This window comes from Mesorhizobium sp. WSM3873, assembly GCF_001672445.1.
GTDB lineage: Bacteria > Pseudomonadota > Alphaproteobacteria > Rhizobiales > Rhizobiaceae > Mesorhizobium.
On the sequence record NZ_LYTM01000045.1, the window covers coordinates 1 to 22258 of the forward strand.

General features: G+C 64.3%; 24 protein-coding genes and 1 tRNA gene. 14 read left to right on the forward strand and 11 right to left on the reverse strand.

From position 1 onward, the window contains the following. Window positions 1-123 precede the first annotated feature (123 nt). From A9K71_RS22925 to A9K71_RS22935, 3 genes are all read left to right on the forward strand, one after another. Window positions 124-1932 (forward strand): ABC transporter ATP-binding protein, encoded by a 1809-nt coding sequence (locus A9K71_RS22925; protein WP_067001396.1) that lies wholly within the window; start codon window positions 124-126, stop codon window positions 1930-1932. A gap of 130 nt (window positions 1933-2062) precedes the next feature. After that, complete coding sequence (locus A9K71_RS22930) at window positions 2063-3451, forward strand: multicopper oxidase family protein (RefSeq protein ID WP_067001399.1); 1389 nt, start codon at window positions 2063-2065, stop codon at window positions 3449-3451. 125 nt (window positions 3452-3576) lie between these two features. After that, window positions 3577-4071 (forward strand): hypothetical protein, encoded by a 495-nt coding sequence (locus A9K71_RS22935; protein ID WP_067001403.1) that lies wholly within the window; start codon window positions 3577-3579, stop codon window positions 4069-4071. A 54-nt stretch (window positions 4072-4125) separates the two neighbouring features. On the opposite strand, the gene A9K71_RS22940 is transcribed toward A9K71_RS22935, so the two are convergent. Then, window positions 4126-4305 carry a hypothetical protein gene (locus A9K71_RS22940; RefSeq protein WP_067001405.1) on the reverse strand — a complete coding sequence of 60 codons (180 nt, stop codon included), beginning with the start codon at window positions 4303-4305 and terminating at the stop codon, window positions 4126-4128. 275 nt (window positions 4306-4580) lie between these two features. On the opposite strand from A9K71_RS22940, the gene A9K71_RS22945 reads away from it, so the two are divergent. After that, window positions 4581-4916: a hypothetical protein gene (locus A9K71_RS22945; protein WP_143749108.1), complete on the forward strand. Its 336-nt coding sequence runs from the start codon at window positions 4581-4583 to the stop codon at window positions 4914-4916. 37 nt (window positions 4917-4953) lie between these two features. Here A9K71_RS22945 and A9K71_RS22950 read toward each other — a convergent pair. Continuing rightward, window positions 4954-5029 (reverse strand) — tRNA-Ala (locus A9K71_RS22950). 140 nt (window positions 5030-5169) lie between these two features. Between A9K71_RS22950 and A9K71_RS22955 the strand changes: the two genes are divergently transcribed. Both A9K71_RS22955 and A9K71_RS22960 read left to right on the forward strand, forming a co-directional pair. Continuing rightward, the gene (locus tag A9K71_RS22955) at window positions 5170-5460 is read left to right on the forward strand and encodes a YggT family protein (RefSeq protein WP_067002157.1); all 291 of its coding nucleotides are present in this window, start codon (window positions 5170-5172) and stop codon (window positions 5458-5460) included. 9 nt (window positions 5461-5469) lie between these two features. Then, window positions 5470-5781, forward strand: coding sequence for a DUF167 family protein (locus tag A9K71_RS22960; protein WP_067001410.1), 312 nt, complete (start codon window positions 5470-5472; stop codon window positions 5779-5781). Window positions 5782-5885: 104 nt separating this feature from the next. On the opposite strand, the gene A9K71_RS22965 is transcribed toward A9K71_RS22960, so the two are convergent. From A9K71_RS22965 to A9K71_RS22975, 3 genes are read right to left on the reverse strand one after another with little or no spacing between them, the layout of a single operon-like run. Continuing rightward, on the reverse strand, window positions 5886-6767 hold the full coding sequence (locus tag A9K71_RS22965) for a MurR/RpiR family transcriptional regulator (protein ID WP_067001412.1): 882 nt from the start codon (window positions 6765-6767) through the stop codon (window positions 5886-5888). A 9-nt stretch (window positions 6768-6776) separates the two neighbouring features. Continuing rightward, complete coding sequence (gene ugpC / locus A9K71_RS22970) at window positions 6777-7844, reverse strand: sn-glycerol-3-phosphate ABC transporter ATP-binding protein UgpC (RefSeq protein WP_067001413.1); 1068 nt, start codon at window positions 7842-7844, stop codon at window positions 6777-6779. 2 nt (window positions 7845-7846) lie between these two features. After that, window positions 7847-8617 carry an SDR family oxidoreductase gene (locus A9K71_RS22975; protein ID WP_067001415.1) on the reverse strand — a complete coding sequence of 257 codons (771 nt, stop codon included), beginning with the start codon at window positions 8615-8617 and terminating at the stop codon, window positions 7847-7849. A 171-nt stretch (window positions 8618-8788) separates the two neighbouring features. Between A9K71_RS22975 and A9K71_RS22980 the strand changes: the two genes are divergently transcribed. The 4 genes from A9K71_RS22980 (at window position 8789) to A9K71_RS22995 (ending at window position 13556) form a co-directional block, all read left to right on the forward strand. Then, the gene (locus tag A9K71_RS22980) at window positions 8789-10018 is read left to right on the forward strand and encodes a sugar ABC transporter substrate-binding protein (protein ID WP_067002159.1); all 1230 of its coding nucleotides are present in this window, start codon (window positions 8789-8791) and stop codon (window positions 10016-10018) included. Window positions 10019-10307: 289 nt separating this feature from the next. Continuing rightward, entirely contained in the window at window positions 10308-11177 is an 870-nt protein-coding gene (locus A9K71_RS22985) for a sugar ABC transporter permease (protein ID WP_067002161.1), read from the forward strand. Continuing rightward, complete coding sequence (locus tag A9K71_RS22990; RefSeq protein ID WP_067001418.1) at window positions 11174-12001, forward strand: carbohydrate ABC transporter permease; 828 nt, start codon at window positions 11174-11176, stop codon at window positions 11999-12001. The genes A9K71_RS22985 and A9K71_RS22990 overlap by 4 nt, the downstream gene beginning before the upstream one ends. 79 nt (window positions 12002-12080) lie before the next feature. Next, entirely contained in the window at window positions 12081-13556 is a 1476-nt protein-coding gene (locus A9K71_RS22995; protein WP_067001421.1) for a M81 family metallopeptidase, read from the forward strand. Between the two features lie 142 nt (window positions 13557-13698). Here A9K71_RS22995 and A9K71_RS23000 read toward each other — a convergent pair whose 3' ends face one another. From A9K71_RS23000 to A9K71_RS23025, 6 genes are all read right to left on the reverse strand, one after another. Further along, on the reverse strand, window positions 13699-15753 hold the full coding sequence (locus A9K71_RS23000) for a M3 family metallopeptidase (RefSeq protein ID WP_067002163.1): 2055 nt from the start codon (window positions 15751-15753) through the stop codon (window positions 13699-13701). Window positions 15754-15835: 82 nt separating this feature from the next. Next, window positions 15836-16252, reverse strand: coding sequence for a hypothetical protein (locus A9K71_RS23005; RefSeq protein WP_067001424.1), 417 nt, complete (start codon window positions 16250-16252; stop codon window positions 15836-15838). 10 nt (window positions 16253-16262) lie between these two features. Next, entirely contained in the window at window positions 16263-16904 is a 642-nt protein-coding gene (locus A9K71_RS23010; RefSeq protein ID WP_067001427.1) for a carbonic anhydrase, read from the reverse strand. Between the two features lie 139 nt (window positions 16905-17043). Beyond that, on the reverse strand, window positions 17044-17811 hold the full coding sequence (locus A9K71_RS23015; RefSeq protein WP_067001430.1) for a DUF429 domain-containing protein: 768 nt from the start codon (window positions 17809-17811) through the stop codon (window positions 17044-17046). After that, window positions 17808-18692 (reverse strand): pyridoxal kinase PdxY, encoded by an 885-nt coding sequence (gene pdxY / locus A9K71_RS23020; RefSeq protein WP_067001433.1) that lies wholly within the window; start codon window positions 18690-18692, stop codon window positions 17808-17810. The genes A9K71_RS23015 and pdxY overlap by 4 nt, the downstream gene beginning before the upstream one ends. A gap of 12 nt (window positions 18693-18704) precedes the next feature. Then, a complete protein-coding gene (locus A9K71_RS23025; protein ID WP_067001435.1) occupies window positions 18705-18956 on the reverse strand; it encodes a hypothetical protein in 252 nt (83 codons plus the stop codon). A gap of 155 nt (window positions 18957-19111) precedes the next feature. On the opposite strand from A9K71_RS23025, the gene A9K71_RS23030 reads away from it, so the two are divergent. From A9K71_RS23030 to A9K71_RS23045, 4 genes are all read left to right on the forward strand, one after another. After that, window positions 19112-19756 carry a LemA family protein gene (locus A9K71_RS23030; protein ID WP_067001437.1) on the forward strand — a complete coding sequence of 215 codons (645 nt, stop codon included), beginning with the start codon at window positions 19112-19114 and terminating at the stop codon, window positions 19754-19756. Between the two features lie 155 nt (window positions 19757-19911). Further along, window positions 19912-20784 (forward strand): YgcG family protein, encoded by an 873-nt coding sequence (locus tag A9K71_RS23035; RefSeq protein ID WP_067002165.1) that lies wholly within the window; start codon window positions 19912-19914, stop codon window positions 20782-20784. Between the two features lie 6 nt (window positions 20785-20790). Then, window positions 20791-21429: a TPM domain-containing protein gene (locus A9K71_RS23040; protein ID WP_067001441.1), complete on the forward strand. Its 639-nt coding sequence runs from the start codon at window positions 20791-20793 to the stop codon at window positions 21427-21429. A gap of 150 nt (window positions 21430-21579) precedes the next feature. Beyond that, a complete protein-coding gene (locus A9K71_RS23045; RefSeq protein ID WP_067001444.1) occupies window positions 21580-22086 on the forward strand; it encodes a GNAT family N-acetyltransferase in 507 nt (168 codons plus the stop codon). The last annotated feature ends 172 nt before the right edge of the window (window positions 22087-22258 follow it).

Here is a 22258-nt window from a genome sequence, read left to right on the forward strand (position 1 = left end):
GCTTCGCAGCGACCCTCCCCACAAGAGGGAGGGTAAAACGCCAGCGCCGTACCTCCCCGTCGTCGGGAGGTCGGACCAAAGGTCCGGGTGGGGACCGGCGCTCCGACTTGCTCGGGGAGAGCAATGACTCAAAGCGTTCGCGAAGTTCCATCAGCGCTGGCCGGCGAGGCGGTGCTGGAAATCGCCGGCCTCAGCGTCAGCGTGCGCGGCGAGGATGGCGAGCGCGAGGTGGTATCCGGCCTGTCGCTGTCTCTCAAACGCGGCGAGACGCTGTGCATCGCCGGCGAGTCCGGCTCCGGCAAGTCGATGACCGCGCTGGCAATCATGCAATTGCTGCCGCAGCCGGCCGGCCGCATCGCCGCCGGCACGATCCGGCTTCGCGATAAGGATGGCAGTGCCGTCGAGCTGACGGTGCTCGACGAACGGCGCATGCGCGACATTCGCGGCGACCGCATCGCCATGATCTTCCAGGAGCCGATGACCTCGCTCAATCCGGTGCTGTCGATCGGCCGGCAGCTCACCGAATCGATCGAGGCGCATACCGGTGTATCCCACACGGAGGCTAAGCTGCGCGCGGTCGCGGCGCTGAAGGCGGTGCGCATCTCCGAGGCCGAAAGCCGGCTGAAACAATTTCCGCACGAGCTGTCCGGCGGCATGCGCCAGCGGGTGATGATCGCGATGGCGCTGGCGCTCGAACCCGCCGTGCTGATCGCCGACGAGCCGACGACGGCGCTCGACGTGACCGTGCAGGGCGAGGTGCTTGAACTGCTGCGCGACCTGCAGCGCCAGCACGGCACCAGCGTGATCCTGATCACCCACGACATGGGCGTCGTCGCCGAAATGGCCGATCGGGTGATCGTCATGCGCAACGGCCGCATGGTCGAAGAGGGGACGACATCGGCTATTTTTGCGAGGCCGCAAGCCGCGTATACGCGCGAGCTTCTTGCCGCCGTTCCGCGCATCGGCTCGGGCGCGCGACGCCGGGCTTCCGGCGAGTCCGACATGGCGGCAATGCAAGACAAGGTGGCGGTCGTGAAAGACCTGCATGTCCGCTTCGATCTGCGTGGCGGCTTCTTCGGCCGCGTCAACCGAAGGGTGCATGCCGTCGAGGGCATCAGCTTCTCGATCGCGCCGAACGAGACGCTGGCGCTGGTCGGCGAATCCGGCTGCGGCAAGTCGACCACCGCCAAGGCGCTGGCCGGCCTCGTTCCTTATAGCGGCGGCGTGACGATCGGCGGACGAGAATTGTCCCGCCTCGGGCGCGACGAGCGCAAGGCGGTGCGGCGCGACGTGCAGATGGTCTTTCAGGATCCTTATGCCTCGCTCGATCCGCGCATGCGCGTCGGCGAACTGGTGGCGGAGCCGTTGCTGATCCACGGCATCGGCTCGAAGGAAGAACGGCGGGAACGCGTGGCAGCGCTGTTCGAGCGGGTCGGTCTGTCGTCTGAGCAGATGGAGCTTTATCCGCATGAATTCTCGGGCGGCCAGCGCCAACGCATCTGCATCGCGCGGGCGCTCGCGCTGAGGCCGAAGCTGATCATCGCCGACGAGAGCGTTTCGGCGCTCGACGTTTCGGTGCAAGCGCGCGTGCTCGATCTCCTGAAGGAGCTGCAGCGCGAATTCGGCGTCGCCTATCTGTTCATCTCGCACGACATGGCGGTGGTCGAAAACGTCTCGGATCGTGTCGCCGTCATGTATCTCGGCCAGATCGTCGAGATCGGCAGTCGCGACCAGGTGTTCTCCAATCCGCGCCATCCCTATACGCGGCGGCTGATCGAGGCCGTGCCTGTTCCCGATCCGTCATTGCGCCGGACACGCTTTGCCCGTCTCGAGCGCGAAATTCCAAGCGCGACGCGGCGGATCGGGGAGAGCGTGCCGAAACTGGTGCTCAAGGATTGCGGCGGCGGACATTTCGCCGCCGTAGGAGATTGATCAGGATCACTGCCTGCCGCATTCAGCCTGGGATTCGATTTGGCTTTCGGGAGCGGCGATCTGTCCGTTTCGGGATATGCGCGAATGGTGGTAGAGCCTGAAGCCGCCACTCACCCATTTCGGATTCTCAATGTCGGTCTTCACACGCCGCAGACTCCTGCAGGGCGCCGCGGCGGCCGGCGCCGCCGGCATCGGCCTCTCGACCGCCGGCAAGTTAGCCGGCTGGGCGAAACCCGAACCGCTGATCTTGAAGACTGCAGGCATTGCAGCGCAGCTGATGGCCGGCGCGCCAACGAAGAATGTCCTGACCTATGGCGAGGCCGGCCCGCCGCCGGTCATCAGGATGAAGAAAGGCAAGCCATTCGCTGCGCGGCTCGTCAACGGCATCGACGACCCGACTACCATCCACTGGCATGGCATCCGCGTTCCCAACAAGATGGACGGCGTGCCGTTCGTGATCCAGCCCTATGTGTATCAGGGCGATCATTTCGACTACGCCTTCGCGCCGCCAGACGCCGGCACCTTCTGGTATCACCCGCATTGCAACACGCTGGAACAGATGGGCCATGGGCTGACCGGCGTCATCGTGGTGGAAAACCCGAACGATCCTGCCTTCGATGCCGAAGTGGCGCTCAATCTGCGCGACTGGCGCCTCGGCGATGACGGCCAGTTCATCGCGCAGTTCCGGCCGCGCGATGCGGCGCGCAGCGGCACCTATGGCACGGTGCGCACGGCCAACTGGCTCGACCAGCCGCAATATGACGCGCCGGCCGGCGGGCTGGTGCGGCTGCGGGCCGCCATCACCGACGTCACGCGCATCTATGGCTTCCGCGTCGACGGCGCCGAGGCCGCCGTCATCGCGCTCGACGGCAATCCGGTGCCGCAGCGCTTTGCGCCCGACGCCCTGCAGCTCGGGCCCGGACAACGGCTGGAGCTTGCCATCCGCATGCCCGACGACGAAGGCGCGATCGTCAGCCTGCGGGATGTCAGGGGCACGAAGCCAAAGGTTCTGGCGACACTGCGTGCGGTCGGCCAATCGCTCAAGCGCGATCTTCGCGATCTCGGCCCGCTCGAGCCCAATCCGGTGGCGGAGGTGGACGTCGCCGCCGCGAGGCGCATTCCGCTGGCGCTGAGCGCCACGGCCGAAAATGTCGCGGCCGACAGCATCTGTGGGTCGCTCGGCTATAGTTTCTGGGCGATCAACAAAGTGCCGTGGCCGGGCGACACGCCGGACCCGACCGCGCCGCTGGCCGAGCTGAAACTCGGCCAAAGCTACATCATCGACATGGAAAACCTGACGCCGCACGCGCACCCGATCCACCTGCACGGCATGAGCTTCAAGGTGCTGTCGTCCTCGACGCGCGCGGTCCAGCCGCTTATCTCCGACACCTATCTGATCCAGCCCGACGAGAAGGTGCAGCTGGGCTTTGTCGCCGACAACCCCGGCGACTGGCTGCTCCACTGCCACATCATCGAGCACCAGAAGACGGGCATGACGAGCTATTTGCGGGTGACGTGAGCGCATGGAGCGATAGGCGCCCTCGCCTTTGCCCGGAATTCGCGGACCTCGACGGGTTGACGCCCTTGCCCGCTTGCCTAGGTAGGCAAGAGGCGCTGGGGCGGCACGCAACTCCGACCGACGGCATGACATCTTTGCGCATTCGAAAACTTGCCCTTGTTGCGGCAGGCATCTCCATCCTGTCGTCCTGCGTCATCCCCGACGATACGTCGCGGGTCGCGAAAGAGGATGCCACCACGGCCGCCGCCCGCCGGGAAATGGTCGGCCTCAGCGAGGCCGATGTCCGCATGTGCGCCGGCTTTCCGACCGCGACCGCCGATGTGGGACCTTCCGGCCAGATCTGGACCTATCAGCGCAGCGTGCAGCGCGGCAACCTCAACATCGCGGTGCCGACCATGGCCCTGGGCGCTATCCCCGCGGTTGGAGGGTCCGTCAACGTCGCGCCCGGCGGCTATTGCAACACGCAGATTCGCATGCTCGGCGGCCGTGTCGCGGAAGTGACCTATGCCGGCGACAACAATTTGCCCAACAGCATCGATGCGCTCTGCGTCAGCACGGTGGACGCCTGCGTGGCCTATGCGCGACAGCGCAATCGCAAAGCGACGGCGGTCTCCAGATGATCGGGCAATACCGGCCACGCGGAGCGTCCAATTCGCACTTGTCCTGGAAGTGCCTTAGCGTCCGCCGGGATGAATGGCGCCGTGCTCTTTTTCGGAGGCGCCGGGTGAAACTTGCCGGCCCATGTCTCTGCGGGTTTCGGGCGGCGAGGCGTCCATCAGGTTCCTGACCTTGGCGTTGTTGTGCGCATGGATGATGGCTCGGCCGAGATGGAGCAGGATTCCCACCACTGACATTGATACTTCCTCCGTTGGGATGGCGGATACGTCGGCGGCGGGACGCCCAACCGAATGCGCCCCGTCTGTTTCGTGGGAATGACGCGGAAGATGGCTTCTCGTTGCCAATTCGTGACCTGGAAACAGAGCCGCCGGCGTGCAGGACGCAGGATGCTAGTGGAAACATGATCTGACGCTCATATGTGCGGCGGGAAAGAAAAGTGATGCTGGTCGCCGCAAATCGTCCTGAATCCGAAGGTCTTTCGGCCGCCCAATTCGAGACGATGGAGAGGTCGATGAAATTGTCCGTCCTTACCCTTGCCGGCACCATGCTGGCGCTGGCGCCCGCGGTTCAGGCGGCGCCGATGATCGGTATCCCGGCTGGAGACGGCCTCGTGCAGCAGGCGCATGTGACATGCGCGTACCTGACCGAAGACGGCTATTGCGTGCGCCCGCACAAGAAGCACAAGCATTGGAAGCGCGAGCGGCACTACCGGCCGATCTATCGCACCTACGAGCCGCAGCCGTCGGACGAGTATTACTGGCGCTACGAGCGCCGGCGGCCGATTGTCCGCGTCATCCCCAGCTATCCGCGGCAGGATGAAGACAATTGGGACGATTGGGATGACTGAGCGACTGGCGGGCCCAGAGCCCGCCCCTGCTTTCGGCTGGTGGAGCTGAGGGGGATCGAACCCCTGACCTCATCATTGCGAACGATGCGCTCTCCCAGCTGAGCTACAGCCCCGTTCCAGCGGATCGGCTTGTATCGGTCGCGGCGGTTTGATGTCAAGGCGAAACGGCTGCCCGGCATCGAGCGCCGAAACGGCCGGGTCTTGCCGGTTCCGCGCGCAATGGCTACATGTCGGCGACAATTTGGAGACCGGCATGATCGCCCTTATTCAAACCATCGTCATGGCGCTTGATATCTACTGGTGGATCATCATCGCCTCGGCGATCTTTTCCTGGCTCTATGCCTTCAACGTCGTCAACTCGCGCAACCAGTTCGTCGGCACCGTCGGCAATATGCTTTACCGTCTGACCGAGCCGGCGCTGCGGCCGATCCGTCGCTACATGCCCGATCTTGGCGGCATCGACATCTCGCCGATCATTCTTCTTTTGATCATCTTCTTCATCCGCCAGTTTTTGATCACCACCGTCTTCTCCTGGGTCGCTTAAGGCTGTTCCATGGCCTCGCCGTTCCGTCCGCGCGACGACGGCATCGACCTTTTCGTGCGGCTGACGCCGAAGGCGGCGGTGGATCGGATCGAAGGCATTGAGATGGCCGCCGACGGGCGCAGCCATCTCAAGGCCCGTGTGCGCGCGGTGCCGGAGAACGGCGCCGCCAATACGGCGCTGGAGCGGATGGTGGCGAAGGCGCTTGGCGTGCCGGGATCGGCGGTTTCGGTAGTGGCTGGGGGCACGTCCCGGCTGAAGACGCTGCGGATAGGGGGTGATGCGGCCGAACTGGCGAAGAGCGTCGAGGCGCTTTCCGGGTAATCCAAACTTGAGAGGTAGGCGGGCCGGCGCCCGCCTTTGTCCTGCCGGACATTTCCTCTGCTTGGGTTCCCACTCGTGGCGATCGGCAGTTCAGCGCCGGCGCTTCAATCTCCCAGCGGCAGCTTCGGATCGTCGACCTTCAGCGTGTTCACGCTCTGCTTGATGCGGCGCAGGTTCTCCAGCACCTTCGGCCCGCGCGATTCCGCCACAGTGGTGGCGATCATGTCGAGAATGGCAAGCAGCGCGTAGCGCGACGAGGTCGGCTTGTAGATATTGCCGTCCTCGAAAGACTGCAGCTGGATGACCGTGTCGGCGACCTTGGCCAAAGCCGAATCGGGCGCGGTGATGGCGACGGTGGCTGCGCCATATTGCTGCGCGACCTCGACCGCCTCGATGACCGAGCGGGCATAGCCCGAGACCGAGAAGGCGACCAGCGTCGTCTCCGGTGTCGCGACCGCCGCATACATGCGCTGTAACTGGCCGTCGACCTGGGCGAGCGCCGAGAGGCCCAGCCGGAACAGCCGATTTTGCATCTCCGTCGCCATCATCGAGGAGATGCCGCCGGAGCCGATGCACAGCACATTGCCGGAACCGGCGATGCGGGCGCCGACAGCCATCAGCGTCGTCATGTCGAGATTTTCGCTGGCGCGCTGGATGGCGGCGACCGCTGCCTCGGTAATGGCGGAAGCGATGCGCTGCTCGCGCGCGTCGCGGCTGAGCGGTTCCGGCGACAGGTACTGACCGCCGATGGCGATCGCCTGCGCCAAATAGAATTTGAAATCGCGCAGGCCCTCGCAGCCGAGATTGCGGCAGAAGCGGGTGACGGTCGGCTCGCTGACGCCGACACGCGCGGCAATCTCCGAAATCGCTGCCTTGGAGGCGAAATCGAGATCGGAAAGCACCAAGCCGGCCAGCCGGCGGTCCGATTTGGTGCCGTCCTGCGACATCAGTTGCAGGCGGGTGATGATGTCGGCCGGGGTCTTCATCCTTTCATCTCACAGCGGCAGGCCCGTCGCCTTGTCGAAGAGATGGATGTTGCGCGGGTCGACGCTCACCGGCAGCCGGTCACCCGGCTTCACCTGCAGCCGGTCGCGGAACACGGCGCGTACCGTATCGTCGCCGATCGAGCCATAGACATGGGTCTCTGAGCCGGTCGGCTCGACCACGTCGACGTCGATGGCGATGGCATCGTCACGCGCGCCGATGATGAAATGCTCGGGGCGGATGCCCGCCTCGACCGTGTCGCCGCCGGACGCTGTCTTGCCGGCAAGCGCCAGCCGGCCGCCGCCTTTGGTCTCGAACCAGGACTTGGCGTCGGCGGTCTTCAGCGCGCCGGAAACAAAACTCATCGACGGCGAGCCGATGAAGCCGGCGACGAACTTGTTGGCCGGCCGGTCGTAGAGTTCGAGCGGCTGTCCGACCTGTTGGATGCGGCCACGATCCATCACGACGATGCGGTCGGCCATGGTCATGGCCTCGATCTGGTCGTGGGTGACGTAGACGATGGTCGATTTCAGCCGCTGGTGCAGCGCCTTGATCTCGGTGCGCATCTGCACGCGCAACTGCGCGTCGAGATTGGAGAGCGGCTCATCGAACAGAAAGACGGAGGGCTCACGCACGATGGCGCGGCCCATGGCGACGCGCTGACGCTGGCCGCCGGACAACTGCCTGGGATAGCGGTCGAGATAGGAGAAGAGGTTGAGCACGCCGGACGCTTTCTTCACCTTGTCGTCGATCGCGGCACGCGTCTCGCCGCGGATCTTCGGGCCGAAGCCGATATTGTCGGCGGCCCTCAGATGCGGGAACAGGGCATAGGACTGGAAGACCATGGCGATGTTGCGCTTCTGCGGCGGCAGGTCGTTGGCACGGGTGCCGCTGATCACGAGATCACCGGAGGAGATCGTCTCCAGCCCGGCCAGCATGCGCAGGAGCGTGGACTTGCCGCAGCCGGACGGACCAACCAGCACGACGAACTCGCCGCTCTTGATCTCGAGGTTGATGTCCTCGAGGATTTTATGCTGGCCGAAGGATTTCGACAGGTTGCGAAACTGGACATCGGTCATGGTCACGCTCCCAAAATGTCGTCGATGAAAGGCAGGTAGCCGGCTGTCAGTCCGGCGTCCACCGGCACCACGGCGCCCGTTATGCCGGATGCGCGGTCGGAAGCAAGGAAAGCCACGGCCTCGGCCACTTCCGACGCATTCACGATGCGGCCGAGCGGATAGAGCCGCTTCAGCCGGCCGAGGATCTCGGGATCCTTAGCCAGGCGATGATCCCAGGCGGCGGTGCGGATCGAGCCAGGGCAGACGACGTTGGCGCGCACGCCGCTGCGGCCAAGTTCGACGGCGATCGACTTGGCGTAAGCGTTGATGCCGGCCTTGGCGGCGGCATAGGCCGGATTGCCGAAATGCGCGATGGCGTTGACCGAGGAGATGAAGACGACGCTGCCCGAGCCGCGCGCGGCCATCGCCTTGACCAGCGGATCGGCGAAACTCATCACGCCGGCGAGGTTGAGGTCGAGCTCCTGTTCTATTCTGTCCGGCGTCAACGCTTTCAGCGTCTCGGCGCGCGTCCAGCCGGCATTGTTGACAAGGATATCCGGCACGCCGTCCTTGTCGAGCAGGCTTGAGATCGCCGCTTCGATCGAGGTGCGGTCGAGCAGGTTGAAAACGTGGCACGAGGCGATGTACGGGCTGGTCAGCGCCTCGGCCGACTGGTCGCAGCCGACGATGCGGCCGCCGCGCTCGTCCATCAGCGCCACGATCGCCGAGCCAAGACCCCCGCCGGCGCCGGTGACGACAATTGTCTTGCCCTCGAAATCGCCCTGCGACACCACGATCAGTGCTCCTCGCCTCTTCAGACAGGGAGAGAACGCTACTCAACGAAATGTAATTAAGCAACATGATAAACTGCTTGCTTCCCCGAAAACCATCGATAATGTAGGAAAGTAACATAAATCCTGTGCCCACCGGGCCAGGCGCGAATGCGCATCATGGGAGGAGATCAGATGAGCCTTGCGAAATGGACTGTCGGCCTGTTGGCCGGAATGAGCATGCTGGCGCTTGCCGCGCCGGCCGATGCGGGCGAGGTGCGCGTCACCGTCGCCGAATACAGCGCCAAGACCGGCCCCTATTTCGAAGAGGTGAAGAAGGAGTTCGAGGCGGCCAATCCCGGCATCACCATCAAATATGAAGTGGTGCCGTGGGACGTGCTCCTGCAGAAGCTGACCACCGACATCACTGCCGGCACCAATGCAGATCTGTCGATCATCGGCACGCGCTGGCTGATCGACTTCGTGCAGCAAGACGTCGCCGAGCCGCTCGATAGCTACATTAAGCCCGAGTTCAAGGACCGCTTCATAGACACCTTCCTGCAGCCCTCGATCATGAACGGCCATACCTATGGCCTGCCGATCGCCGCCTCGGCGCGTGCCATGTATTACAACAAGGAGTTGTTCGAGAAGGCCGGCATAGCCAAGCCGCCGGCAACCTGGACCGAGTTGCAGGAGGACGCGCGCAAGATCAAGGCGGTCGGCGCCTTCGGCTACGGCCTGCAAGGCAAGGAGATCGAGACGGACGTCTATTACTACTACGCGATGTGGTCATTCGGCACCGAGATCCTCAACAAGGACGGCACGTCGGGCCTGAGCACGCCGGGCGCGCTTGAAGCGGCCAAGCTTTACAAGTCGATGATCGACGAGGGCCTGACCGAGCCTGGCGTGACCTCCAACAACCGCGAGGACGTGCAGAACCTGTTCAAGCAGGGCAAGGTCGGCATGATGATCACCGCGCCATTCCTCTCCAACCAGATCAAGGAAGAGGCACCGAGCCTGAAATACGGCGTCGCCGCCATTCCGGCCGGGCCGACCGGCGCGCGCGGCACCTATGGCGTCACCGATTCCATAATCATGTTCAAGAACTCCAAGAACAAGGACGAGGCCTGGAAGCTGCTCGACTTCCTGTTCACCAAGGAGCAGCGCGCCAAGTTCACGCAAGGCGAAGGCTTCCTGCCCGTGAACAAGGAAGAGGCGAAGATGGACTATTACGTCAACAACGCCGACCTCGCCGCCTTCACCGCGCTGTTGCCCGACGCTCGCTTCGCGCCGGTCATCCCGGGCTGGGAAGAAATCGCCCAGATCACTTCCGACGCCATGCAGAAGATCTATCTCGGCAGCGCCGAGCCGGAGGCCGCTTTGAAGGAGGCGGCAGACAAGGCCAACGGCGTACTGAAGAAATAGGGCGTATCTCCCTGCGCCCGTGGCGCGCCCCACCCCGTCGGGGCGCGCCACATCTGTCCGGTGTGGCAATCCCAGGAGAATGGGCGCGGTTTAAGAACGACCGGGCAATCGGTTCAGGCAAGGACAATCATCGATGTCGGCTCAAACGCCGGCGAGGAATGCAAATCCTGAAGCAATTGCCCAGGAAGAACGACAGCCAAGCCGGCAGGCCAGCGAAATTCGAATGCGGGGACGTGCCTTGAGCACCAATGCCACTGCCATCTACCCGCAACGCGGTGCAAGCCAGCAGATGCAAAGCCGTATCGTGCCGTATCTGCTGACGCTTCCCAGCCTTTTGCTGGCGGCGGTGGTGATCTTCTGGCCCGTCTGGGATCTCGTGCAGATCTCGACGCATGACGTGAATCGCTTTGGCCAGCTGCGCGACTTCAGCGGACTGGCCAATTTCCGGGCGCTTGCTGCCGATCCCGATTTTGTCGCCGCCCTGTGGCGCACCGGCCTATGGACCGTGCTGGTGGTCGGCGGGGCGCTGCTCTTGTCGATCCCGGTGGCGATCATCCTCAATACCGACTTCTACGGCCGTGGGCTGGCCCGCGTCATCATCATGCTGCCCTGGGCGGTGTCGCTCACCATGACGGCGGTGGTATGGCGCTGGGCCCTCAACGGCGAAAGCGGCATGCTGAACTCGGGGCTGATGAAGCTCGGCCTGATCAGCCAGAACATCCAGTGGCTGGCGAGCGCCGAGACCGCCTTCCCGATGCAGGTGCTGATCGGCATTCTGGTGACGGTGCCGTTCACCACCACGATCTTCCTCGGCGGCCTGTCGTCGATCCCCGACGATCTCTACGAAGCCGCGGCGCTGGAGGGCGCGACCCCCTTACAGCAGTTCCGCGAGATCACCTTTCCGCTCCTAAAACCGTTCATCAACATCGCGATCGTGCTCAACACGATCTACGTCTTCAACTCCTTCCCGATCATCTGGGTGATGACTCAAGGGGGACCGGCGAACTCCACCGACATATTGGTCACCCATCTCTACAAGCTCGCCTTCCGCATCGGCAAGCTGGGCGAGGCTTCGGCGGTGTCGCTGGTGATGTTCGTCATCCTGCTCATCTTCACCATGATCTATGTGCGGCTCGCCATGCGGGAGCAACGCGCATGAGAAACGGCAAGCTGAAACGCTCGATCATCGCCTGGCTGCTGCTTGCGCCATTGATCGTGGTGACGATCTTCCCCTTCGCGGTGATGTTCCTCACCGCGGTCAAGCCGCGGACCGAAGTGCTGACGCCAACATGGTGGCCGAGCGAATTCCGCTGGTCGAATTTCGCCGATATGTGGGTGGCGACCGGTTTCGGCCAGGCGCTTCTCAATTCGCTCTATGTCTCGGCGCTCGCCACGATCGGCGCCATCCTGATCTCGGTGCCGGCGGCCTATGCCATGTCGCGCTTCCGCTTTGCCGGTTATGGCGCGTTCCGCCAGTTCCTTCTGATCTCGCAGATGATCTCGCCGATCGTGCTGGTGCTTGGCCTGTTCAGGCTGATGGCCGCCTGGGGGCTGGTCGAGAGCACGACGGCACTCGGCTTCATCTACATGGCCTTCAACGTCGCCTTCACCGTCTGGATGCTGCAGAGCTATTTCGACACCATTCCGCGCGACCTCGAGGAGGCCGCCTGGATGGAAGGGGCCGGCCGCTGGCTGACGCTGCGAAAAGTGTTCCTGCCGCTTTGCCTGCCGGCAATCGCTGTGACGGCGATCTTCACCTTCATCAACGCCTGGAACGAGTTCGTCGTGGCGCTCACAATGTTGCGCAGCCAGGAAAGCTACACGCTGCCGATCCAGGTTTTCTCGCTGGTCGCCGGGCGCTACACGATCGAATGGCACCATGTCATGGCGGCCACGCTGCTGGCGACGCTGCCGGTGGCGATCCTCTTCATCTGGCTCCAGCGCTACCTGGTCCGCGGGCTGGCATTAGGAGCGGTCAAATAGCAATCCCGGCAATTCCAGGAAAACTGTGCAGCGGTTTTCCCTTGGGAATTGCCAAAAACAAACAGTCCACGGAGTTTTGATGCGCATCTTCACCGCCTCCCTGGCGACGGAAACCAACACCTTCTCGCCGGTGCCGACCGACCGGGCCTCGTTCGAGATGGCCTTCTATGCCGGCCCGGGAAAACATCCGGAGACGCCGACGCTGTGCTCCTCGCCGATCGTGGCGCTGCGCCGGCGCGCGACGAGCGAAGACCTGACGGTCATCGAGGGCACCGCCACCTGGGCGGAACCCGGCGGGCTGGTGCAGCGGCAGACTTTTGAGGCGCTGCGCGACGAGATCCTCGACCAGCTCAGTGCCGCCCTGCCGGTCGATGCGGTGATCCTCGGCCTGCACGGCGCGATGGTGGCGCAGGGCTATGACGACTGCGAGGGCGACCTGCTGGAGCGTGTGCGCGCAATCGTCGGGCCGAAGGTGGTGATCGCCTCGGAATTCGATCCGCACAGCCATCTGACGCCCAAGCGCGTCGCGGCCTCCGACATCATGGCCTATTTCCTCGAATTCCCGCACACCGATTTCTATGAGCGCGGCGAGCATGTGGTCGAGCTCGGCCTTGCCGCGGCGCGGGGCGAAATCAAGCCGGTGATCTCGACCTTCGATTGCCGCATGATCCAGGTGCTGCCGACCAGCCGCGAGCCGATGCGCTCTTTCGTCGATAAGATCAAAGCGCTGCACGGCAAGGACGGCGTGCTGTCGGTCTCGGTCATCCACGGCTTCATGGCCGCCGACGTGCCGGAGATGGGAACGCGCATCCTGGTCGTCACCGACAACGACAAGGAAAAAGGCGACCAACTCGCCGAGACGCTGGGACGCGAGCTCTATGCGCTGCGCGAAAAGACGGCGATGACGATGCTCTCCGCCTCCGCCGGCATCGAGCGGGCGCTTGCCGTGCGTGCGGCACAGAAGGACAAGCCGGTGGTGATCGCCGATATCTGGGACAATCCGGGCGGAGGCGTGCCGGGCGACGGCACCATCGTGCTTTCCGAATTGCTGGCGCGCGGGATCGACAGTGTCGGCGTCGCCACGATCTGGGATCCGATCGCGGTGACCTTCTGCCAGGCGGCCGGCGATGGCGCCGTCATCGACCTGCGCTTCGGCGGCAAGGCCGGGCCGCAGGCCGGCGAGCCGATCGACGCGCGCGTCACGGTGCTCAAGGCCGTCAGCGAGGGCTGGCAAAGCTTCGGGCCGAGCCGGGTGACGCTTGGGCCGGCTGCGGTGGTTCGCATCGAGGACACCGAGGTCGACGTCATCCTCAACACCAACCGCACCCAGACCTTCGAGCCGGACATCTTTTCCAATATCGGCGTCGATCCGATGTCAAAGGACATCCTGCTGATCAAGTCGACCAACCATTTCTACGCCGGCTTCGCGCCGATCGCCGCCGAGATCATCTATGTCGCGGCGCCGAGTTCTTATCCCAGCAATCCGGCGGCGACGGATTACAGGAAGCTGACGAGACCGATATGGCCGAGGGTGAAGGATCCGTGGCGCCGATGATCTCCCCCCGAGATGGCCGCTAAGCGGCCAGAGGGGGTTGCCGCGCGTGAAGCGCCGACCTTTTGAAGGCGTCGCGGCGGTCGGGTGACCCCCTCTGTCGCCTTCGGCGACATCTCCCCCTGAAGGGGGAGATTTGCTGGCGCTACACCAACCCTCTTTTCACCATCATCGCCTCGGGCGAAGGCATTTTCCCACGGAAGGCCGTGTAAAGCTCTTCCGGGTCCTTGGAGCCGCCGGCGGCGTAGATGTTCTTCCTCAGCCGCTCGGCCAGTTCCGGGTTGAAGGGATCGCCTGTTTCCTCGAAGGCGGAAAAGGCGTCGGCGTCCAGCACCTCCGACCACATGTAGGAATAGTAGCCGGCTGAATAGCCCTCGCCGGCGAAGATATGACCGAAATGCGGGGTGCGATGACGCATGGCGATGGTGTCGGGCATATGCAGCTTTTCCAGCGTTTCGGCCTCGAACGGAAGCGGCTCGGCCGGCGCGTCCGGCCTTGCGTGATAAGCCATGTCGATCAGCGCCGAGGCGGTGAACTCGACCGTGGCGAAGCCGGCGCCGAAGGTGCGGGCGGCGAGCATCTTGTCCAGCAGGTCCTTCGGCATCGGCTTGCCGGTCTTGACGTGCAGCGCATGCTTTTCCAGCACCGCCGGCACCGTCAGCCAATGCTCATAGAGCTGCGAGGGCAGTTCGACGAAGTCGCGGCTGACCGAGGTGCCGGAGACCGACGGCCAGGTGACGTCGGTCAGCATGCCGTGCAGCGCGTGACCGAATTCGTGAAACAGCGTCTTTGCTTCGTCGACGGAGAGAAGGGCCTGCTCGCCGGCCGGCGGCTTGGCGAAGTTCATGATGTTGTAGATGACGGGCTTCGCGCCTTTCCCAAGTTTGTAGCCGGATTTCAGCGCGCTCATCCAGGCGCCGGAGCGTTTCGAGGGTCGCGCGAAGTAATCCGCCAGAAACAGGCCGCGCTCGCTGCCGTCCGCGTTCTTGACCACGAAGACGCGCGCGTCGGGATGCCAGGCGGCAATGCCCTTCTTCTCTTCGAAGCTGATGCCGAACAGCTTGGTCGCGACGTCGAAGCAGGCGTCGATGACGCGCTCGAGCTGCAGGTAGGGCTTCAGCTCGGCCTCGTCGAAGGCGAATTTCTCGGCGCGCAGCTTCTCCTGGTAGAAGCGCCAGTCCCATGCCGCGAATTGTTCGTTGCTGCCGGCCTCGGTGGCCAGCCGCTCCAGCTGCTTCTGATCGGCGGCCGCCTTTTCCAGCGCCTTTTCCCAGACCGGATCGAGCAGGTTGTGCACCGCCTTCGGCGTCTTCGCCATCGTGTCGTCGAGCTTAAGCGCCGCGAAAGACTCATAGCCGAGCAGCCTCGCCTTCTCGGCGCGCAGCTTCAGCATGTCGCGCACCACATCGGTATTGTCGCTTGCGCCGCCATTCTGGCCACGCATGATGAAGGCGCGGAAGGCGATCTCGCGCAGGTCGCGGCGCTCCGAGAAGGTCGAGAACGGCTCGTAGATCGAGCGCGACAGCGTCACCGCATAGCGACCTTTCTGGCCACGCATCTCGGCCGCCTCGGCCATCGAGCTCTTCAAGAAATCCGGCAGGCCGACGAGATCAGCCTCGTCGAGGAACAGCGCCCAGTCGCGTTCGTCGGCCAGCACATTCTGGCCGAATTTGGTGCCGAGCGAGGAGAGTTCCTCGTTGATTGCCGCCAGCCGCTTCTTGCCTTCCGCATCGAGCTTCGCACCGGAGCGGACGAAGCCTTTCCAGGTCTTTTCCAGCACACGCAACGTCTCGGGATCGAGGCTCAGCCTGTCGCGGCGCTGGTAGAGGTCGTCGATGCGGGCAAACAGCTTCTCGTTCATCGAGATCGCGGAGAAGTGCCGCGACATCTTGGGCGAAATCTCGCGCTCCAGCTGCTGGATGGTGTCGTTGGTGTGGGCGCCGGCACGACACCAGAAGATCGACGAGACATGGTCGAGCGGCTCGCCGGCGAGATCAAGTGCAGCCAGCGTGTTTTCGATCGTTGCCGCCTCGCTGTTGCCGGCGATCGCGTCGATCTCAGCCTGGTGCGCTGCCAGCGCCGCGTCGAAGACCGGCCCGAAATCATTGTCGCCGATGCGGGTGAAATCGGGCAGGCCGAGCGGGCCTTGCCAAAGCGTCAGCGGATGGGCGGCGAGGTCGACGGTCTTTGACATGGGCAAATCCATAGGCGCTTTTGGTGGGGCTGAATGCAGGCGGGTTATCCCGATGTAGGGCGGTGCTCGGCACCGCGCAACAACAGGATCAGTAGGCGCTGCAGTCCTGCGCGACCGCCGTCTGGGTGCTGGCGGTGATGCGGCCGCCGACGACGGTGAAGGTCTCGCGCATCAGCGTGTCGTTCTCGGGGAAATCGTAGCAGGCGAGCACCGTGGTCTCGCCCTTTTTGCTCTTCTCGATGCGATGGCGAATGGCGGCGCCGGCAACCGCGCCTTGCCATTCGTCGATCGACGCGAGGAATTCCTGCTTGTCCTGGACGACGCCGACATCGTCGAGCTTCATGTGCACCTCTTCAGAAAGCAATTCGGACAGTTCGGTGCGGTCGGCGACCAGGAGTGCCGAATACCAACGATCGATGACGGCGCTGTCATCGGCGCTGGCGCTGATCGTCGCGGACAGCAGCAGCGCTGCCGCAAGGAGAAACCTACACCAGATCCGCTCCATCAGCCCTCTATCAAAGCTCCGGCCGCTCGAAATCGCCGGTCTCCTTGTTCATCACCCAGAGCTCGCCGGTCGAGATGTCGAACCAGGCGCCGTGCAGGGTAAGCTTGCCCTTGCCCTCGAGGATCGAAACGCAAGGGAATGTCCTGAGATTGGCGATCGAATAGCGGATCGAGATGCGCTCCAGCGCCGTCTGGCGCTCGGTCGCTGTCATGAAGGTGCTGGACGAGACGGTCTCGGCAGCCGGCGCGATCAGGCTCATCCATTTGCCGATGAAATCGCCGGGCGACAGCGGCGCAAAATTGGTATCGAGCGCGGCGCGGATGCCGCCGCAGCGGCCATGGCCCATCACCACGATGTTCTTAACCTTCAGGCTCTGCACGGCGAACTCGAGCGCGGCAGAGGTCGAGTGGAACTCGCCGTCCGGCTCATAGGGCGGCACGAGATTGCCGACATTGCGCAGCACGAAGAGCTCGCCCGGCCCGGCATCGAAGATCGCTTCGGGGGCCGAGCGGGAATCGCAGCAGGCGACGATCATGGTCTCGGGCGCCTGGCCCTCGCGCGCCAGCGAGCGGTAGCGGTCGCTTTCGGCGGGATAGCGGCCGCTCATGAAGTTGCGATAGCCGGTCAGCAGATGTTCGGGAAGGTGAGGCATTGGCGGCTAGAGCCTTTCCGAGGGTTTGGGGCGGCAGCTCGTTGCGATCGACAAAAGCCTCTAGCGGCAAAAGCCGGTCGCGGGCAATGCCGAATTGCGGATGGCGGCGTCGCAAACGCATGCCGGCCGCACCGATCGGTCATGCCCAGATGGCGATCTGAATGCCGAAGCGGTCGGCAAGCGGCGGATCGGGCGAGGGCCGCGCCTCGCCGCTGGCGATGCGGCCTGCGATCAACATCATGGCGGCCGCGTCGAGGAAGTCGTCGCCGGCGGCACCCTTCGGCGGGGCCTGGTCGAGGAAGGTCTTGTCGTAGCCTTGCCGGGAAAGCAGCGCCTTGCGCTCCTCCATGCCGGCCGGGTTGATAGCGCCCTTGATCTTCTTGGGCAGGATCATCGCGGTGCCGTCGTTTAGCCGGCAGAAGGCGACTTCCGGGTGCGATTCGAAGATGCGGCCGCGCAAATCCGGTCGCGCGATCAACAGCTGATCGATCTCGCGGATCTTCGAAAAAATGCCGAAGGCCTGGATGGAAACGCCGCGCGGCGGATTGGAAGTCGTCATCGCCACCTCGCTTGCCCGCCGGTGCGCGGCATACCAGGCTTCGACCGTGGTGAAGTTGCCGGTATCGGCGTAGAGCGCTGCGCGCGATGGTATGGCAAAGACGCTCGACTGCCGTGCTCCGAGCAGCGGCCGCACCAGCGCCTCCGGCCCGCGACCGCCGCGGCTGGAAAAATCAGGCAGGCCGATAGGCATGTCAACGGCGATCGTGGCGTCGGGCAGGGCGTGTAGCAGAGCCTCGAAAGTCGCGAAGACCGATGCCGATGGCGGCGCGCCAGGTTCGCGATGGACGGCGATCCAGCCGGCCTTGCAGCCGTCGACGCCGGCCAGCACGCCGCCGCCTGGCGTCACGCCCGCTTGTCCCGCCCGGGGTGAAGGAGATGGCGAAGCTGCACCATGGCCATCGGATGCGACAGGCTCTGCGCGTCCGTCTCGAGCTGCAGCTCGTCGCCGCCGCGTTTCGCCGTGCGCGCCAGGATCTCGTAGACGGCGGCCGTGGTCGACTGCAGCGCCTTCGCCGCCGGCTGGCCGGAAAGGATGCGGGCGAGATAGACGGCGGCCGTCAGGTCGCCCAACCCGTTCGGCGGCTTCTCGATCAGGCGGTGCTCGGCAAGCAGCGCCTGTCGGTCGTCGAGGAGGAAGTTACCGGTGCCGCCCGCCATCATCGAGGGTGCCGAGGTGACCAGCATGGTGTAGGGACCGGCGTGCAGGGCGGCCGCCGTCACCGACTTGATGTCGGGCAGCGGCGCGCCGGCCATCCATTCGAGCTCGTAGCGGTTGGGCGTGGCGATGTCGGCTATCGGCATCAGCCGGTCTCGCAGCGCGACGGCCGTCGGCTCCGGCACATAGAGCCCGCCCGAATCGCCCATCACCGGGTCGCAGACATAAAGGGCATCCTGCGTCCTCGCCTTGACGGCCGCAACCAGCGAAGCGACGGCCTCCGCCTGGCCGGCCTCACCGAGATAGCCCGAGAGCACCGCGCTCACCTCGCCCAACCACGGCGCGCGCTCGAGATCGGCCATCAGCGCCTTGAACTGATCGAGCGGCGGCACGATGCGGGTGGCGCGGCTGTGGCCTGGGTGCCAGGGCAGGATCACGGTCGGCACCGCCCAGACCGGGAAACCCAGCGTCTCCAGCGCGAAGACCGCGGCGCGGTTGCCGACCGAGCCGCGGGCGACATGGCTGGAGATGACGATGACCGCGCGCGGCGCGTCGGTTTTTTCAGCAATCATGAAATTCGGTTCCTAGCCACCCTGCGTGGCGGCATACACCAGCCAGACCAACAGCCCAATGGCGATGATGAGGCCGAGCGTTCGGCCAATGCGGGTGCCCCAAACTTCGATCGGATCGGAGCGGTCGGCATCGGCCGCGGTCACGTGGTCGCGTGCGTCCTTCGCGGTGCGGGCGACGAAGGAAGCGCCGCCCGGCGTCGTTTCGCGCGCCACGCGCTCAAGGATGCGGCGCGATTCATTCTCGTCGTCCCGGCGCTCGGCCATGGAGAATGTCCTTTCCGGCCCGGAGCTTAGCCTGTTCGATCGCGTATTCACAGGGGGCGAGCGGCCGGACCAAGGCTGCGTCATCACCGGGTCGTTTTCTTGCGCACGGATTGTGGTAATGCTTCGCATCACAACTTCTGTCGAGGGGACCAATCATGTTCGCCGAGCGCCTTCTTCTACCCTCCGCTTTCCGCAATTTGCCGGCCTTGCTGATGATGGCCTTCGTGCTGCCGCTGCTTGCCGGCTGCGGCTACAATACCATCCCGACGGCGGAGGAGAATGCCAGGGCAGCCTGGAGCGAGGTGCTCAATCAGTATCAGCGCCGCGCCGACCTGATCCCCAACCTGGTCGAGACGGTGAAGGGCTATGCCTCGCACGAGAAGGACACGCTCGACGCGGTGGTCCAGGCGCGCGCCAAGGCGACGCAGATCACGGTGACGCCGGAGACGCTGAAGGATCCGGAAGCCCTCAAAAAATTTCAGGATGCCCAGGCCGGGCTGACGGGCGCGCTGTCGCGGTTGATCGCGGTCTCGGAAAACTATCCCGACCTCAAGGCCAACCAGAATTTCCTCGCGCTGCAGGCGCAGCTCGAAGGGACCGAGAACCGCATCGCGGTGGCGCGTCGCGACTACATCCAGGCGGTCAGGGAGTACAATCTGACACTGAGGACCTTCCCGTCGGTGCTGTGGGCGACATTCTGGTTCCGCGGCAATGAGCCGTTTGCGAACTTCACCGTAGAGGAAGACAAGATGCAGGTGCCGAAGGTGGATTTCGGCACGAGCACCAAGCAGGGCGGGTGAGCGGCGCGACTGAAATTTAATCGAGCTTGCAGGCCTTGCGTTCCTTCGCGCCCCCCTCTGTCCTGCCGGATATCTCCCCCGCAAGGGGGGAGATTGGCAGCTCGACCGCTGTATCTCCGCTTCCAACGTTGGAGAGTGGCGAGGGTGGACGCGATATCCAATCTCCCCCCAAGTGGGGGAGATGTCCGGCAGGACAGAGGGGGGCGCGAAGGAACGCTTACCTCAGCTTCCTTGGCGTTCTTTTCTGCCTCCTCTTCCCCATCGCCGCCCTTGCCGCCGACCTGCCCCCGCTCACCGGCCGCGTGGTCGACAATGCCGGCATTATTGATGCCGGCACGCGCGCGGCGCTGACCCAGAGACTCGCCGATTTCGAGAAGAAAGGCTCCGACCAGATCGTCGTCGCGACCATCCCCACCCTCGGCGGCGAGGAGATCGAGCCCTACGCCAACCGGCTGTTCCGCTTCTGGAAGCTCGGCCAGGCCAAAGAGAACAATGGTGTTCTTCTCCTGGTTGCGCCGAACGATCGCAAGATGCGCATCGAGGTCGGCTATGGGCTGGAAGGCACGCTGACCGACCTGCACACCAAGCTGATCATCGAAAACGACATGGTGCCGGCCTTCCGCGCCGGAGACTTCTCCGGCGGCATCAGCAAGGCCGTCGACGACATCATCATGGTGCTGGAGGGTAATCCGGAGGAGCTGGAGGCGCGCGGCAAGCGCAACGAGCAGGCGCCGTTCAACTCCGACGACCTGTTCTTCGCCATCTTCATCACCATATGGGCGCTGATCTTCTTCGGCGGCATCGCGCTGACGGTGCTGCCGCCGATCTTCGGCCAGAAGATCGGGCCCGGCCGCTACCGCTGGCTCGGCATGACCTTCGAGCCCAGCCGGCGATCATCCGGCGGATGGTCGTCCGGTGGCGGCGGCTGGTCGTCGGGCGGTGGAGGCTGGTCCTCCGGTGGCGGCGGTGGCGGGTTTTCCGGCGGCGGCGGTTCGTCGGGCGGCGGCGGCTCCTCTGGAAGCTGGTGAGAAACCATGGCAACGCGACCGATCAGTCCCGAGGACCATGACCGCATCGCCGAGGCCATCCGTGCCGCGGAAGCAAGGACCGACGGCGAGATATACTGCGTCGTCGCGGGGTCCAGCGACGGCTATTTCTTCCCGGCTGCGTTCGCGGCGGCGCTCGCCACGATTGTCGTCAGCCTCGCAGTGGCCTACGGGCTGGAAGCCTTGTGGCTGACCATCCGTTTGCCGCATTTCGTGCTTGCTCAGCTTCTGGCGTTTGGCTGCATGCTCGCGCTCCTCTGGGCGCTGCCCGGCTTGCGCATTCACCTCGTGCCGAAACGGCTGCGCTACCAGGCGGCGCATGCCAATGCGATGAAGCAATTTCTCGCCCGCAACGTCCACCGCACCCAGGCGAGGACGGGCGTGCTGATCTTCGTCTCCATCGCCGAGCGCTATGCCGAGGTGGTGGCCGACAGCGGCATCGATGCCAAGGTCGGCCAGCATGTCTGGGATGGCGTGGTGCGGGACCTGACGAAGCACGCGGGCGACGATCGACTCGCCGACGGTTTCGCCAAGGCGATCGAAGCGGTCGGCGCGGTGCTGGCCGAGCATTTCCCGGTTACCGCCGGCGACACCAATGAATTGGATGACCATCTCGTCGAGATCTGACGGAACTTGCTGAAAATCTGCTCTGCCGGGGCCGGGTGAGGGTTGGTTTTCGGTGCCTCCGATGCCGCCAAGCTCATTTGTGAGAAAGCGCGGGCGCGACAGCGCGGGACTCTTTGCAGTCGGGCCAAGCGGGTTTATGATTAACAAATCATGAACACGCTGACGATCGACATCCGGAAAGCCGACCCTCGCGATGCAACAGCTATCGCGGACGTGCACCAGGAGGCATGGCGCGGCGCCTATTCCGGCATCATCCCGCATCGCACGCTGACGGCCATGATCAATCGCCGCGGCCCCGATTGGTGGGCGAACGCAATTCGCAAGGCAGCTACCGTGCTGGTGGTCGAGATCGGGGGCACGATCGCCGGCTATGCCACGATCGGCAGGAACCGCGCCCGCGAGCTCAGGCAGCAAGGCGAGATCTACGAGCTTTACCTGCGTCCGGAATATCAGGGCATCGGCCTTGGCAGCAGGCTGTTCAAGGCGGCGCGGACGCGCCTTGCCGACCACGGCCTCAGAGGCCTGGTGGTGTGGGCGCTGGAAGACAATTACAATGCGCTGGCCTTTTATGCCGGCAATGGCGGCCGCGACGTCGCCGAAGGCGTCGAGGTCTTCGAGCAGAAGGCGCTGAAGAAGGTTGCCTTCGTCTGGGAATGATGGCCGCCACTTAAAACGCGTTTGCGGTGACGTGCTTCAAGTCTTCGTTTGATACATATCGTTCGCCCAAAACCGCTGCGCAGTCTTGGGCGACATGCATTGGGTTACAATCCATCACAAACTGTGCGCTTCCATTAGCGTCCAGTGCTATTCGCCGCATTGCACCATGAAG

What these genes read in the sequence shown, in the direction of transcription:
- A9K71_RS22985 (WP_067002161.1), top strand. Translation starts at nt 10,308, where the DNA reads ATGCAAAGCCGTATCGTGCCGTATCTGCTGACGCTTCCCAGCCTTTTG.
- A9K71_RS22945 (WP_143749108.1), top strand. Translation starts at nt 4,581, where the DNA reads ATGAAATTGTCCGTCCTTACCCTTGCCGGCACCATGCTGGCGCTGGCG.
- A9K71_RS22990 (WP_067001418.1), top strand. Translation starts at nt 11,174, where the DNA reads ATGAGAAACGGCAAGCTGAAACGCTCGATCATCGCCTGGCTGCTGCTT.
- A9K71_RS22925 (WP_067001396.1), top strand. Translation starts at nt 124, where the DNA reads ATGACTCAAAGCGTTCGCGAAGTTCCATCAGCGCTGGCCGGCGAGGCG.
- A9K71_RS23010 (WP_067001427.1), bottom strand. Translation starts at nt 16,904, where the DNA reads ATGCCTCACCTTCCCGAACATCTGCTGACCGGCTATCGCAACTTCATG.
- A9K71_RS22965 (WP_067001412.1), bottom strand. Translation starts at nt 6,767, where the DNA reads ATGAAGACCCCGGCCGACATCATCACCCGCCTGCAACTGATGTCGCAG.
- A9K71_RS22940 (WP_067001405.1), bottom strand. Translation starts at nt 4,305, where the DNA reads ATGTCAGTGGTGGGAATCCTGCTCCATCTCGGCCGAGCCATCATCCAT.
- A9K71_RS23030 (WP_067001437.1), top strand. Translation starts at nt 19,112, where the DNA reads ATGTTCGCCGAGCGCCTTCTTCTACCCTCCGCTTTCCGCAATTTGCCG.
- A9K71_RS22955 (WP_067002157.1), top strand. Translation starts at nt 5,170, where the DNA reads ATGATCGCCCTTATTCAAACCATCGTCATGGCGCTTGATATCTACTGG.
- A9K71_RS22960 (WP_067001410.1), top strand. Translation starts at nt 5,470, where the DNA reads ATGGCCTCGCCGTTCCGTCCGCGCGACGACGGCATCGACCTTTTCGTG.
- A9K71_RS22980 (WP_067002159.1), top strand. Translation starts at nt 8,789, where the DNA reads ATGAGCCTTGCGAAATGGACTGTCGGCCTGTTGGCCGGAATGAGCATG.
- ugpC (WP_067001413.1), bottom strand. Translation starts at nt 7,844, where the DNA reads ATGACCGATGTCCAGTTTCGCAACCTGTCGAAATCCTTCGGCCAGCAT.
- A9K71_RS23005 (WP_067001424.1), bottom strand. Translation starts at nt 16,252, where the DNA reads ATGGAGCGGATCTGGTGTAGGTTTCTCCTTGCGGCAGCGCTGCTGCTG.
- A9K71_RS23040 (WP_067001441.1), top strand. Translation starts at nt 20,791, where the DNA reads ATGGCAACGCGACCGATCAGTCCCGAGGACCATGACCGCATCGCCGAG.
- A9K71_RS23045 (WP_067001444.1), top strand. Translation starts at nt 21,580, where the DNA reads ATGAACACGCTGACGATCGACATCCGGAAAGCCGACCCTCGCGATGCA.
- A9K71_RS23025 (WP_067001435.1), bottom strand. Translation starts at nt 18,956, where the DNA reads ATGGCCGAGCGCCGGGACGACGAGAATGAATCGCGCCGCATCCTTGAG.
- pdxY (WP_067001433.1), bottom strand. Translation starts at nt 18,692, where the DNA reads ATGATTGCTGAAAAAACCGACGCGCCGCGCGCGGTCATCGTCATCTCC.
- A9K71_RS22935 (WP_067001403.1), top strand. Translation starts at nt 3,577, where the DNA reads ATGACATCTTTGCGCATTCGAAAACTTGCCCTTGTTGCGGCAGGCATC.
- A9K71_RS22995 (WP_067001421.1), top strand. Translation starts at nt 12,081, where the DNA reads ATGCGCATCTTCACCGCCTCCCTGGCGACGGAAACCAACACCTTCTCG.
- A9K71_RS22930 (WP_067001399.1), top strand. Translation starts at nt 2,063, where the DNA reads ATGTCGGTCTTCACACGCCGCAGACTCCTGCAGGGCGCCGCGGCGGCC.